Source organism: Bacteroides sp. D1 (genome assembly GCF_000157095.2).
In the GTDB taxonomy this organism is placed as follows: domain Bacteria; phylum Bacteroidota; class Bacteroidia; order Bacteroidales; family Bacteroidaceae; genus Bacteroides; species Bacteroides xylanisolvens.
On sequence record NZ_JH114339.1, the window covers coordinates 434338 to 448168 of the forward strand.

General features: G+C 40.5%; 13 protein-coding genes. 10 read left to right on the forward strand and 3 right to left on the reverse strand.

What is annotated here, in order from left to right; genetic code table 11:
* Positions 1-30: 30 nt before the first annotated feature.
* Positions 31-462, reverse strand: coding sequence for a hypothetical protein (locus BSAG_RS12580; protein ID WP_004316897.1), 432 nt, complete (start codon positions 460-462; stop codon positions 31-33).
* A gap of 99 nt (positions 463-561) precedes the next feature.
* A complete protein-coding gene (locus BSAG_RS12575; RefSeq protein WP_004316896.1) occupies positions 562-1383 on the reverse strand; it encodes a GNAT family N-acetyltransferase in 822 nt (273 codons plus the stop codon).
* Between the two features lie 167 nt (positions 1384-1550).
* Here BSAG_RS12575 and BSAG_RS12570 point away from each other — a divergent pair, with 167 nt between their 5' ends.
* The 10 genes from BSAG_RS12570 (at position 1551) to BSAG_RS12525 (ending at position 12323) form a co-directional block, all read left to right on the forward strand.
* Positions 1551-2810, forward strand: coding sequence for a carboxypeptidase-like regulatory domain-containing protein (locus tag BSAG_RS12570; protein WP_008019882.1), 1260 nt, complete (start codon positions 1551-1553; stop codon positions 2808-2810).
* Between the two features lie 50 nt (positions 2811-2860).
* On the forward strand, positions 2861-3412 hold the full coding sequence (locus BSAG_RS12565; RefSeq protein ID WP_004316893.1) for an RNA polymerase sigma-70 factor: 552 nt from the start codon (positions 2861-2863) through the stop codon (positions 3410-3412).
* Positions 3412-4266, forward strand: a complete 855-nt coding sequence (locus tag BSAG_RS12560) for a FecR family protein (protein ID WP_004316892.1) — start codon at positions 3412-3414, stop codon at positions 4264-4266. The genes BSAG_RS12565 and BSAG_RS12560 overlap by 1 nt, the downstream gene beginning before the upstream one ends.
* Positions 4267-4287: 21 nt before the next feature.
* A complete protein-coding gene (locus BSAG_RS12555) occupies positions 4288-5832 on the forward strand; it encodes a carboxypeptidase-like regulatory domain-containing protein (RefSeq protein WP_008019885.1) in 1545 nt (514 codons plus the stop codon).
* Between the two features lie 61 nt (positions 5833-5893).
* Positions 5894-6070 (forward strand): DUF4250 domain-containing protein, encoded by a 177-nt coding sequence (locus BSAG_RS12550; protein ID WP_004316890.1) that lies wholly within the window; start codon positions 5894-5896, stop codon positions 6068-6070.
* A 304-nt stretch (positions 6071-6374) separates the two neighbouring features.
* Positions 6375-6914, forward strand: a complete 540-nt coding sequence (locus tag BSAG_RS12545) for an RNA polymerase sigma factor (RefSeq protein WP_004316889.1) — start codon at positions 6375-6377, stop codon at positions 6912-6914.
* A gap of 4 nt (positions 6915-6918) precedes the next feature.
* Entirely contained in the window at positions 6919-7263 is a 345-nt protein-coding gene (locus tag BSAG_RS12540; protein ID WP_004316888.1) for a hypothetical protein, read from the forward strand.
* Positions 7264-7296: 33 nt separating this feature from the next.
* Positions 7297-7860 carry a hypothetical protein gene (locus BSAG_RS12535; protein ID WP_008770819.1) on the forward strand — a complete coding sequence of 188 codons (564 nt, stop codon included), beginning with the start codon at positions 7297-7299 and terminating at the stop codon, positions 7858-7860.
* A gap of 48 nt (positions 7861-7908) precedes the next feature.
* Positions 7909-10662: a TonB-dependent receptor gene (locus BSAG_RS12530; protein WP_008019890.1), complete on the forward strand. Its 2754-nt coding sequence runs from the start codon at positions 7909-7911 to the stop codon at positions 10660-10662.
* 89 nt (positions 10663-10751) lie between these two features.
* A complete protein-coding gene (locus tag BSAG_RS12525) occupies positions 10752-12323 on the forward strand; it encodes a ClC family H(+)/Cl(-) exchange transporter (protein ID WP_004316884.1) in 1572 nt (523 codons plus the stop codon).
* Between the two features lie 655 nt (positions 12324-12978).
* Here BSAG_RS12525 and nfo read toward each other — a convergent pair.
* Positions 12979-13812, reverse strand: coding sequence for a deoxyribonuclease IV (gene nfo, locus BSAG_RS12520; protein WP_004312971.1), 834 nt, complete (start codon positions 13810-13812; stop codon positions 12979-12981).
* Positions 13813-13831: the final 19 nt, after the last annotated feature.

Consider the following 13831-nt stretch of genomic DNA (forward strand, 5'->3'; position numbering starts at 1 on the left):
TAGTCTTATGCCGGAAAAAATATAAAATGGCTAAATGAGTATGTGACCTAATGAATAGATATGATATCTATCAGAATATTTAAAAAGATTGGTATAATATGAAAAACCTGTCCATTGGTTTTGAGGAAGCTGAATCTTCAGAGAGCTTAGTATACGGATAGTGACAGAAGGAATATTGAATCGTAGTATCTTTAAAGGAGAGAGGTGTCGGAAAGAAAATGGATTTAAAACACCATTATCGTTATTGTAATCTTGCTTTCCGGTGTATTCTTTTGTTTTGACTAGTTTCTGTTCTTTATCCAGTTGTATGATGCTGGTTTTGGAGGTGTATGAATTGGTATAGGTTTGTATACTGGTACTACCGGTTTCTAACCGGTATGCCTCCTGTGCTTCATCGGAAATCAGATGGAATCCCCAATTCAGAAATACGCCTAATAGTATACAGAATATGTACTTCATCATAACGGTCGCAAAGGTAGAAACTATTTTTATATGAAATACATATTCACAAGCATAATTAACAAATATAATTGTAGCTCTATCGGGAGGGATTCATTATAGTTATGTTAACTTCTGTTGTTTACAGTGAATACAGTAGTCGTAATGCACAGTTCGCAGTTTTCCGCACTTGGGGCAGGTGTATTTATGATTTTGCCATATTAAGAAGTTTTCTTCTCCCTGTTCTTTTATGAATGTAAGATTCATAATCATACTCATTTTGTATTTGTTTTGGTATCTTGCATCTAGTGCTTTTAATCGTTTACAAGGGAAATTTGTGCATTCAAAACAATAATACTTTTTCTTATCACATGAGAAAATGATACAGTTTTGGCAACTTTCCCGAATTTTTCCTGTTTGGGTTCTACAACCGGGGCAAGGCTTTTTTACATCTTGAAAAGCATAACATAATGCGCAGTCCATTCCACAAGGTGCGATGGAACTGATTCTGACTGTCCTCTTGAATATCATTGGCGTATAAGTTATCCCGTTAGTACATAGCTTCTCTTTAGTCTTTTCAAATCCTAGACTTTGATAAAAACGGATAGCGTACGTGGATGAATTAACAGTCATTTCATCTACCGGACAATCATTGATAGCGAAACAGAATAACTGTTTGCCGATACCTTTGCATTGGTACTTTTTTCGGATAAAGAATAAAGAAAGATGTTTCCCTTCATGCTTTGTCCCCATGATGCCAACCAGATTCTTATCCTCAAAAGCACCGTAAATCACTAATTCATTCATCAGTTGCTCGCTGGAGATAAAGCTTTTGAATGAATTCAAACCTTCTTCATCGAAGTCTTCCGCTCCGCATTGTATATATACCTCCAATGCTAACGATGCAGCCAGGGCGTATTCGGTCTTGTCTAATTTGCGTATCATAGTGATTGCTTTTATCATTAATTTGCCGGGAAAATTACTATTAATTTCCGGATATGGTATTGAAATCTGATTTCTTTTTCTTTTTTTTGTAAAAGCTGTAGGGTATTTCCGGTTTGAGCGCTCTTATTAGTAGAAACGCAATTTATTTACCTTTAAAAAGCATCAGTATGAAGAATGTAGAAAAACACTTGGTTGGATGGCTATCAGTTTGGTTACTGCTTTGTAGCTTTCCAGTGTGGGCGCAAGGAGATGCCGGAGATTATCTTACGATTGTTGGTATGGTGAAAGACAAGCAAAATAAAAAAGCTCTGGAGAACGTAAATGTATCGGTGCATGGTAGCAATATCGGTACTGTGACCAATGCGGAAGGAGAATTTGCTTTGAAGATTAAAAAAACGGAAACCCCGCGTGAACTGGACATTTCACATATCGGTTATGTAAATACTCATATCTCTTTGGAGAAAGAAACAGCCGCTATGTTGACAGTTTGGCTGACGCCTCATTCCAATCTGTTGAATGAAGTGGTGGTATTTGCCGAAAATCCACGTATAATTGTAGAGAAAGCAATCAATAAGATCCCTTTAAATTATAGTGATAAGCGTGATATGCTGACAGGATTTTACCGGGAAACCGTACAGAAAGGGCGTCGATATATCGGTATATCGGAGGCAGTGCTCGATGTATCCAAAACAGCCTATACCAATAGAAATATAAACTATGACAAAGTGCGGGTGGAGAAGGGACGTCGCCTGCTTAGTCAGAAAGCGAGTGACACATTAGCTGTCAAAGTTGTGGGTGGTCCTAATCTGGGCGTCACTTTGGATGTCGTGAAGAACAAGGGAGCGTTACTCGATTTTGAAGAATTGAATAATTACGAATTCTGGATGGCAGAATCCATGCTTATAGATAATCGTATGCAGTATGTTATTAATTTCCGTCCGAAAGTCATTCTTATGTACGCTTTATTATACGGTAAATTGTATATCGATCGTGAACGGTTGTCATTCACCCGTATAGAAATGAGTCTGGATATGCAGAATAAATCGAAGGCGACCACCGCAATTCTGTATAAGAAACCTCTCGGTTTAAGATTCAAACCGCAAGAACTCTCTTACCTGGTCACTTATAAAGATGTAGATGGAAAAACGTATCTGAACTATATTCGTAATACGATCCGTTTTAAATGTGACTGGAAGCGGAAGTTATTTTCCACAAGCTATACGGTAGCTTCCGAAATGGTAGTGACCGATAGAAAAGAAGGAGTATTGGAGAATATACCCAACAAAGAAGCTTTCAGCCTGAATCAAATATTTTATGATAAGGTAGACGAATACTGGAATCCGGATTTTTGGGGAAACTACAATATCATCGAACCTACGGAATCTTTAGAGCACGCAGTGGATAAATTGAAAAAGCAATCGAATTGAAACAGGGATAGTTTTCTTATATTTGAGGTCAATCATAAAGAAAAGCAAGTATGCTGGATGAACTGCTCATACTAAAAAAGATAAAGGAAGGTGACATAAAAGCGTTTGAGGAACTCTTTCGCCGTTACTATTTTCCTCTTTGTTGTTATGCGGCAGGCATTACCGGGCAGATGGCGGTAGCGGAAGAGATTGTAGAAGAGCTTTTCTATGTACTTTGGAAAGAAAGGGAGCGCTTACAGATTTTCCAGTCCGTTAAGAGCTATCTGTACAGGGCGACTCGCAATCAATCTTTGCAGTATTGTGAACACGAAGAAGTTAGGAATAGATACCGTGAAGCAGTATTGAACACTTCCAATCCGGAGCAGTCGACAGATCCTCATCAACAGATGGAGTATGAGGAATTACAGAAATTCATAAATAACACTCTTGAAAAGCTGCCAGTCCGCAGACGACAGATTTTTGAGATGCACCGTTTGGAGGGGCGGAAATATGTGGAGATAGCGACACAGCTTTCTCTTTCAGTAAAAACAGTAGAAGCTGAAATGACAAAAGCCCTCCGGACATTACGAGAAGAAGTTGAAACTTATATTCACATGAAGTGATGAAAACAGAAATTTATAAAATAAAGACAGATCAGGCATGGAACCGATTGTATAATCGCCTGGACAATGACCGTTTACTTGCGAAAGTTGATGAAGGCCGTTCTATACGCAAACATTCACAATGGATCAGATACGGAGCAGTTGCCGCCGTTTTGATAGGCGTCGTCTGGGGAGCTTTGTATTGGATGACCGGTTCTGAAAGAGAACCGGCACAGAATTTTCTTACACAGGAAAATCAAGGCATTTCCACTTTGGCAACGACTCTTGAAGACGGTTCTGTGATACTTTTGGCAAAGGAAACCTCCTTATTATATCCGAAGCATTTTATTGCTGATAAACGGGAAGTGAGTTTGCAGGGAAATGCTTTCTTCGACGTAGCAAAGAAGCAGGGACAACCCTTTTGGATTGATACGGAACAAGCTAAAATTGAAGTTTTGGGAACCGCTTTCAGTGTACAGAGCGATGAACATGCTCCGTTCCGTTTATCTGTACAAAGAGGGATTGTGAAAGTTACTCTAAAAAAAGGAAATCAGGAATGTTATGTAAAAGCGGGAGAGGCAGTAGTGGTACAATCGCAACGATTAGTCGTTCTTGATGCGGATAAAGAGAATGAAGAGTGGGGGAGCTTCTTTAAACACATACGTTTTAAAGATGAATCTTTGGCGAACATTCTGAAAGTGATGAATCTGAATTCGGATAGTTTGCAGATTCAAGTAGCTTCACCTGCATTGGAGGAACGCAGGCTGACGGTTGAATTTTCTGACGAGTCTTCTGAAGTCGTAGCTACTCTGATAGCTAGCGCACTCGGTCTGCAATGTGTCCGGCAAGGGGATATTCTTTTGTTATCAGAATAAAACTCATTTAAACTTGAGAAAATGAAACAGGCTTATCGCTATCTATCCATTCTATTCACACTCTTTTTCGTAGTCGATACGATGAGAGCGGATGGGGGCGATGTATTGGAACGGATAGTTCGGCTTCCCAAGACAAAAGGCACTGTTTATTCATTATTAGGTAATGTCTCCCAACAGTCGGGATATATGTTTATTTATGACAGTAAAGTTATTGATAATGATGTTGTTGTGAAGATAAAGGGAGGAGAACGGTCTATTCGCCAAGCGGTGTATGATATAGTGGGAGATACCGGTTTGGAGTTTCAGGTGATTGGTACTCATATTCTGATTACTCTCCCTTCGGAGAAAAAGATTTATATACAACAGGATTCCATTCCGAAGCAGCCTATGAATTTTTCTATTACCGGCACTTTGCTGGATAAGGAGACGGGTGTGCCCATCTCTTCAGCTACTGTTGGAGTAAGGGGGGCATCTATCGGCAGCATAACAAATCAGAATGGAGATTTTAAATTGTCCTTACCCGATTCTTTAAAAAACGATTCGATTACCTTTTCTCATATAGGTTATCTTTCACAAGATATAGAGTTTGCTTTGTTGATTGGACGGCACAATATACTTAGTCTCGAACCTAAAGTGGTTTCTTTGCAGGAAGTAGTGATTCGTCGAAGTGAACCAAAGAAACTTTTGCGCGAAATGATTGAACGGAGGGAACAGAACTATTCGCATACTCCCGTGTATCTGACTACCTTTTATCGTGAAGGAGTTCAGTTGAAAAACAAATTTCAAAACTTGTCGGAAGCAGTGTTCAAGGTTTATAAGACATCCTCACATTCAGCAGTGCCAGATCAAGTGAAGCTGTTGAAAATGAGTCGACTAAGCAATGTGGAAGCGAAAGATAGCTTATTGGTAAAAGTAAAGTCGGGTATTCAGGCTTGTATCCAGATGGATATTATAAAAGATATGCCCGAATTCCTGATTCCCAATATAGAGAATAGCATTTATACCTATACTTCGGAGGGCGTGACATTTTTAGAAGACCGGTTTGTAAATGTGGTGCATTTTGAACAGAAAAAAGGAATCAGTGAACCTCTTTTTTGCGGAGAACTATTCCTTGATTCTGAAACGAGCGCCTTATTGCAAGCCCGTCTGGAAGTTCATCCTGTATATGTGAAAAATGCGGCGGGTATGTTCGTCGAAAGGCGCGCACGCAACATACGCATGATTCCTCAAAAAGTGGTATATACCATTTCTTATAAACCGTGGCAAGGAACTTATTACATACATCATATCCGGGGCGATCTTCATTTCAAAGTGAAACGTACAAAAATGCTGTTTGGCAGTCGTGATCTTCATATCTGGTTTGAGATGATTACTTGCAAGGTGGAAACCGGACAGGTAGTCGCGTTTCCCCGTACAGAAAGATTGCCTACTCGTACAATCTTCTCCGACACATATTTCAAATACGATGAGAACTTTTGGAAAGACTTCAATGTGATCCCATTGGAAGAAGAAATCAGCAAACTAATAGAAAAAATCTCTTTGAAGATAGAAGAAATAGGTGATTGATTTGTTTTGCCATTCAACGGGATTGCTGTACCTTTGCACCCGGTTTAAAAGATTGTATGTTATGGAATTACCGAAAGATCCGATGATGTTGTTCAGCGTCATCAATATGAAGTTGCGCGATTGCTATTCTTCACTTGACGAACTTTGTGAAGATATGAATGTGAACAAGGATGAATTAGTGAATCAGTTGAAAGCCGCAGGCTTTGAATATAGTGCGGAACACAATAAGTTCTGGTAATTATCTCCTTGTTTACAGCTTATAAATAGAGTATTTCTACTAAAAAAACATAGTGACGCTATCCGGCAAAGATAGTGACGGTATGAGACAACGATACCGTCACTATCCCGAGCATATACCGTCACTATAATTTTCTACCTTCATCAGAACGTCATCAGGAATCATGCGTTTATTCCTATCGTATATACCGACAATGATTTCCGCCAGTTCTCCCTCTCTTGTTAATAAAAGCAAAATACCAAATCCCATATTTAACTTCGGCAATCTTCCGCGTTCTAACTAATAAAGTTCAGAAAAAGAATTGATGATAAACGAGAATAAAATTCGTGAAGCTTGTGCCTCGAATCGCGAACGGGGATTCAAGATGCTGATGGACTCTTTTCAGATGCCGATATATAATTATATTCGTAGACTGGTTGTATCTCATGAAGATGCGGAAGATGTGCTTCAGGAAGTCTTTATCCGGGTATTCCGGCATATCGATCAGTTTCGCGAAGAAAGTTCGCTGTCAACCTGGATTTACCGGATTGCAACGAATGAGAGTTTACGCTTGCTTAACGGACGTAAAGATGAGGGAGTTGTTTCCGCAGAAGATGTTCAGGAAGAGTTGATGGGCAAGTTGAAGGCTTCCGATTACATTGATTATGAGAATGAGTTGGCAGTAAAGTTTCAGGAAGCTATTTTAAGTCTGCCGGAAAAGCAACGGCTGGTATTCAACTTGCGTTATTATGATGAACTTGAATATGAAGAGATCGCCCGTGTACTGGATAGTAAAGTGGATACACTAAAAGTGAATTACCACTATGCGAAAGAGAAGATAAAGGAATATATATTAAACAGATAGAACGATGAAAAAGGATTTTGATTTTGATGATATTGGAAAACGGACACCTTACCGTACCCCCGATGGATTCTTCGAGGACGTGCAACGAAAGGTGATGGAACGTGCCGGAGTGAAGCAACAGCGGAAGTCTCATACGAAGCTGATTATTTCTACGGTGATTACCATAGCAGCCGTATGGGTCGGATTTCTGTTTGTTCCGTCTTTGCGACAGGCAGATGAGGTGACAACATCTTCTTCGAAAGTATTAGCCAATGGTACGGAACCGGTAGATAAATGGATTAAAGAACTATCAGATGAGGAGTTGGAAGAGCTCGTCAGCTTCTCTGAAAATGATATATTTTTGAATTAAGTAACTCAATTAATTATTTTAAACGTGAAGATTATGAAGACTAAATTTATTTATGTAATTTTGGCCGTTCTCCTGATGGGAAGCCAGATGACTTTGTCTGCACAGAATACAGATAACAAACAAAAAAAACAGCGTCCTACACCGGAACAAATGGTGCAGATGCAGGCTAAACAAATAGTAAATACATTGATGTTGGATGATGCAACGGCAGCTAAGTTTACTCCGGTATACGAGAAGTATCTGAAAGAATTGCGTGAATGTCGTATGATGACTCATAAGGCGAGAACAGAGAAAACTAAAGCACAAGGCACAGACGCTAATGCTAAGAAAGAACGTCCGTCCATGACTGACGACGAGATTGCAACCATGTTGCGGAACCAGTTTACTCAAAGCCGTAAAATGCTGGATATTCGTGAAAAGTATTACAATGAATTCAGCAAGATACTTTCGCAGAAGCAGATTTTGAAGATTTATCAGCAGGAAAAGATGAATGCTAATAAATTCAGAAAGGAATTTGACCGCAGAAAAGGTCAGAAACCGGGACAGGGACACCACCAGGGACAAAGACCTCGTGCTCCGCGTCAAGGCCAGAAATAAAGATTAGGTTTATTTTATTATAGTTTTATTTTACTAAATCAACACAATTTGAACATAGGCAGCCATATTTATTCTTTTCAGTACCGTTTGATTACTTGTTATGTCTTGTTACTGATTAGTTTGACTGTTTTTGCTCAGTCCGGCAAAGAGCGTTTTTCCGGTCGTGTGATTGATACTGAAACCAATCAGCCGGTACCGTTTGCTACGGTCCGGCTTTTGGCTTTACCGGATAGTACATTGTTGGGCGGCGGTGCTACGGATGCTATCGGTAAATTTCAACTTTCCGTTTCCGTTCCTACTGCGACTAAGGCGAAGTCTTTATTATTGCAAGTTTCATATATCGGATATAAACCTGTTTTTCATCTCATTTCCATTTCCCGCAAAAGCACCTCCTATGAATTGGGAAATATCAATCTGACTCCGGAAAGTTATGCTTTGGATGAGGCCGTAGTAGTAGGTCAAGCCCCGATGGCGGTGACGGAAGGAGATACAACAGTCTTCAATGCTTCCGCCTATCGTACTCCCGAAGGTTCAATGCTTGAAGAGTTGGTGAAACAACTTCCGGGAAGCGAAATAGATGCGGACGGTAAGTTATTGATACATGGTAAGGAGGTAAAGAAGATTTTAGTAGACGGTAAAGAGTTTTTCTCTGATGACCCGAAAGCCGCCCTTAAAAACCTTCCCGTGGAGATGGTGGAGAAGTTGAAAGCCTATGAACGCCAATCAGATTTGGCGCGTCTCACTGGGATAGATGACGGAGAGGAAGAGATGATTCTGGATCTGTCTGTGAAAAAGGACATGAAATTGGGTTGGATGGAGAATTTCATGGGAGGATACGGGAGTAAAGACCGTTATGAATTAGCCAATACCTTGAACCGCTTTCGTGAAAACTCTCAATTAACGATTATCGGGAATCTGAATAATACCAATAATCAGGGATTCTCGGAATTGCAGAATGAATCTTCAAATGCTACAGGTAATATCCGTAATCGGATGGGGCTGACTACTTCCCGTTCATTGGGACTAAACGCGACTCATGACTGGAAGCGGATTAAATTACGCTCCAATCTTCAATACGTGGGTACAGACCGTTTGGAAGACAGCCGTACAACGGTCGACAACTTTCTTCGCGAGGATCGGTCAATCAATCTGGGCACGAACAATAGCCGGTTGCAGAATCATGAGCTGGTGGCCAATGCTTTTCTTGAATGGAAAATGGATTCTGTTACTACGTTGATTTTCCGTCCTCAATATCGTTTCTCGGCCAATGACAGAGAGAATAGTGGCTTTCAGGAAGGGTGGGGAAATGATGTGTTGTTGAATGAGAGAGAGTCCTCCGGCACCAACCATAATTCCCGGTATAACCTGACGATGATGTTGCAACTTAGCCGGAAATTAAGTCGTTTGGGGAGAAATGTCGCTTTGAAAGTTGACTATGGTACTAATGCTTCAGCTACCGACCGGAAGAGCCTTTCCACCACCCGGTACTTCAAAAATAATACGAAGAAGATTCAGAATCAGAAAATAGAGGATGATGTGGACGGGTATAATTACCGGGTGCAACTGGTATATGTAGAACCGTTGCCGTGGCGGCATTTCCTGCAACTCCGTTACAGCTATCAGTATAGAGTGAACAATTCGGATCGTTTTGTCTATGACTGGGATAAGGAACTGGAAGAGTTTGCTCCCGACTTTGATGAAGACTCCAGTAACCGTTTTGAAAATCAATACAGTAATCACTTGGTGAACCTTGCCATACGTACTTCACAGAAAAAGTATAATTATAATATTGGAGTTGATTTTGAACCACAAAAGTCTGTCAGCCATTCTTTGTTGAGCGACGCTCCCGAGGATCAGTTGGAAAGATCAGTCATGAATTTCTCACCCACAGTCAATTTCCGTTACAAGTTTTCAAAACGTACCCGTTTGCAAATTGTGTATAGAGGAAAAGGAAAACAGCCAAGCGTACGCGACCTCCAACCTGTGACCGACCGTACCAATCCTTTAAATATCCGTGTCGGTAACCCTTCGTTGAAGCCTTCATATACGAATACGTTTACATTGAATTTTAATTCCTACAATACCAAACATCAGCGAAATATGGTAGCTACCGCTTTGTTCGAGAATACCATTAATAATGTAACCAATCAGGTGACTTATGACAGCGAAACCGGTGTGCGAACGACGTCTCCGGTCAATATGAATGGTAATTGGCGCGCCATGGGGTCTTTTTCTCTCAATACTCCTTTTAAGAATCGTAGCTGGATATTTCGCACTTACTCCTATCTGCAATACCGGAATCAGAATGGCTATACAACTCTGAATAAAGAAGAACCGGTGAAAACCTCCGTACAGCATTTAACGGGACGTGAGCGTCTACGGCTTACTTATCGTACCCGTCAAATGGAACTTACGGGGCTTGTCGGCCTGACTTATAACAATTCTTATAATGATGTGCGGGAGAAACGTACTGAAACTTTTGATTATCAGGCAGGAACCCAACTGCAACTTTATCTGCCTTGGGGGATGGAACTATATAATGACCTGACTTATTCTCTCCGCACCGGTTATGGTTATGAAGGTTATGCCAAAGAGAATTTCATGTGGAACTGCCAACTGTCAAAAGCCTTTCTAAAAAAGAAACAGTTATTAATCCGTTTCAAGATCTATGATATTCTCCATCAGGATATTTCTTTGATACGCACAATTACCGCCACCGCCATTCGTGACACGGATTATAATGCACTGGGGTCTTACTTTATGGTACACGCTATACTTCGTCTGAATATGATGGGAAGATAATTAGAAATTAAATCTTCATGAGTTTGAAAACCACAGCTAGGTTTTGATTGTTGTATGTCCTACGTATAAAACAATGTAAGGCTGGCTGAATGTTTCGACTGATAAAAAAGATAAAAGATAATGGTCGTTGGCGCATTTTTAAACTGAAGTTGATTGATGCACGACTTTACTTTGTCAGTATCTTCGTAGGATTACTGACGGGGCTTGTTGCCGTGCCTTATCATTACCTGTTACAGTTCTTCTTTAATCTCCGCCATGATTTCTTTGATTCTCATCCCAAGTGGTATTGGTATATCCCTCTTTTCCTGTTGATGTGGGGAATACTTGTATTCGTATCCTGGCTGGTGAAGAAAATGCCGCTTATTACCGGCGGGGGGATTCCGCAAACACGTGGAGTTATTAATGGGAGGGTTGATTATAAGCATCCTTTTCTGGAATTGGTTGCGAAGTTTGTGGGTGGGATACTTGCATTAAGTACCGGATTGTCTTTGGGGCGTGAAGGACCTTCCGTACAGATAGGTTCGTATGTCGGATATTTGGTATCAAAATGGGGGAGGGTGCTTAGTGGTGAACGGAAACAATTATTGTCTGCCGGTGCAGGTGCCGGATTGGCGGCTGCTTTTGCTGCCCCATTAGCTTCCTCATTGTTGGTTATCGAATCTATCGAGCGGTTCGATGCACCTAAAACAGCCATTACCACGCTTTTGGCAGGAGTCGTGGCAGGCGGGGTTGCCAGTTGGATTTTTCCCATCAATCCTTATTTTCATATAGATGCCATTGTGCCTGGAATGACTTTTTGGGGGCAGGTGAAACTGTTTCTTTTGTTGGCGGCAGTAGTTTCTGTTTTTGGAAAATTCTTTTCTGTCACTACTCTTCAGATGAAACGTATTTATCCCGCTATTAAGCATCCTGAATACGTGAAAATGCTGTATTTGCTTTTTATTGCTTTTCTGATTTCTATGGCCGAGTTTAATCTGACGGGAGGAGGTGAACAGTTCTTGCTATCACAGGCCATGCATCCGGATACACATATTCTTTGGATTGTTGGCATGATGTTGTTGCATTTCGTTTTTAGTACCTTTTCTTTTTCTTCGGGTTTACCGGGAGGAAGTTTTATCCCTACACTGGTGACAGGAGGACTTTTGGGGCAAATAGTGGGATTGATTATGGTTCAACAGGGTGTGATTGCTTATGAGAATATCAGTTATATCATGTTGATTTGTATGTCGGCATTTCTTGTAGCAGTCATTCGTACACCTCTGACGGCTATTGTCTTAATAACCGAGATTACGGGACATTTGGAAGTCTTTTATCCTTCCATTGTTGTAGGTGGATTAACCTATTACTTTACGGAAATGCTTCAGATAAAACCGTTCAATGTAATTTTATATGATGATATGATTCATTCACCTGCCTTTAAGGAAGAGCCCCGTTATACATTGTCTGTAGAAGTAATGAGCGGGTCTTATTTAGATGGCAAGATTGTGGATGAACTTCGTTTACCGGAACGTTGCATAATTATAAATGTGCATCGTGACCGTAAGAATTGGCCTCCCAAAGGACAGAAATTAATGCCTGGAGATCAAGTTCAAATAGAGATGGACTCACAGGATATAGAGAAATTGTATGAACCTTTAGTGAGTATGGCGAATATTTATTGAGTATAGGTGTTGGCAGTATAAATTCATAACAGTATAAAAAAGAATGAAACAGTGCAGAAATGAACGAAATTTTTTCCTACTATAAAGTTGAAAAACATAAAAACATCTGCCACCTGCAACGAAACGCGTGTAATACACTAGTTAATAAGTAGTTGGAACGTGGCAGATACCTGCGGCAGATAGGTTGCAGATAAAGTATCTGCAACACGTTATATAATCAAAGAAAAAGCCTTGATTCCTTGATGCAAAGCTATGGGATAATTGGGATCACTCTATGGAGAAATTGTGGTGTCTCTACGGGGAAACGACAGTATCCTTACGTAGAAACTGTAATTTCTAATGCCGGAAACGACAGTTTCCCGCCTGGAAACGGGAAGTTAATGTATACAATAAACTTTTGCCCTCCTGGAGAATTGGCTTATGCAAGGCTTATACTGTGTTGCAGATACTTTATCTGCAACCTATCTGCAACAGTATCTGCCACGCTCCAACTATCTATCAACTAGTGCATTACACGCGTTTGGTTGCAGGTGGCAGATGTTTTCATGTTTTTTCAACTTTATAGAGGAGGATTATGCATCAAAATTAGGGTCACAAGCGTAAGTCATAAACTAAATTCACCTCTGTGTCCTCCGTGTCCTCTGTGGTGAAAACATTATTCCATGCTCTTTAGCCATGCAATTTCTTCTTTCCATTTACTTTCATCCGGTGTTTCGAGTATCAACGGCATATTATCGAATCTCGAATCTTGCATCAATCTTTCAAAAAATGCTTTTCCGATCAATCCTTCACCAATACTATCGTGACGGTCTACATGGGTGCCTAGTGCTTTTTTTGAATCATTCAAGTGCATACCTCGAAGGTAATTGAATCCCACTTCCTTGTCAAACTCATCAAATACCTTATCGTATTCATTGACAATATCATAACCAGCCGTATAAGTATGGCAGGTGTCGAGGCAAACACCCACCCGGCTCTTGTCGTTTACCCGGTCGATGATATATTTCAGTTGCCAGAATTCGCTACCTAGATTACTTCCTTGTCCGGCAGTGTTCTCAATAACGGCTGTTACGCCTTTTGTTTTTTCTAAAGCGATATTAATGCTTTCTGCGATGAGCGACAAGCAATCTTCTATTGAAATTTTGTTGAGAGAACTGCCTGGATGGAAATTTAAAAGTTTCAATCCAAGCAGTTCGCAACGTTGCATTTCATCCAGAAAAGCGGCACGGCTTTTTTGAAGTCCCTCTTCTTCCGGGTGTCCCAGGTTGATAAGATAACTGTCATGTGGCAGGATATATTCCGGCTGAAAACCGTATTTCTCGCAACTCTCTTTAAAGAGGCTGATACTTTCTTCTGTTAAAGGTTTGCTTACCCATTGGCGTTGATTCTTGGTGAATAACGCAAAAGCATTTGCTCCTATTTCGTGTGCATTAACGGGGGCGAACTCTACGCCCCCGGACGCGCTTACATGTGCTCCGATATATTTCATGGTTACTTCTTTATTTAAT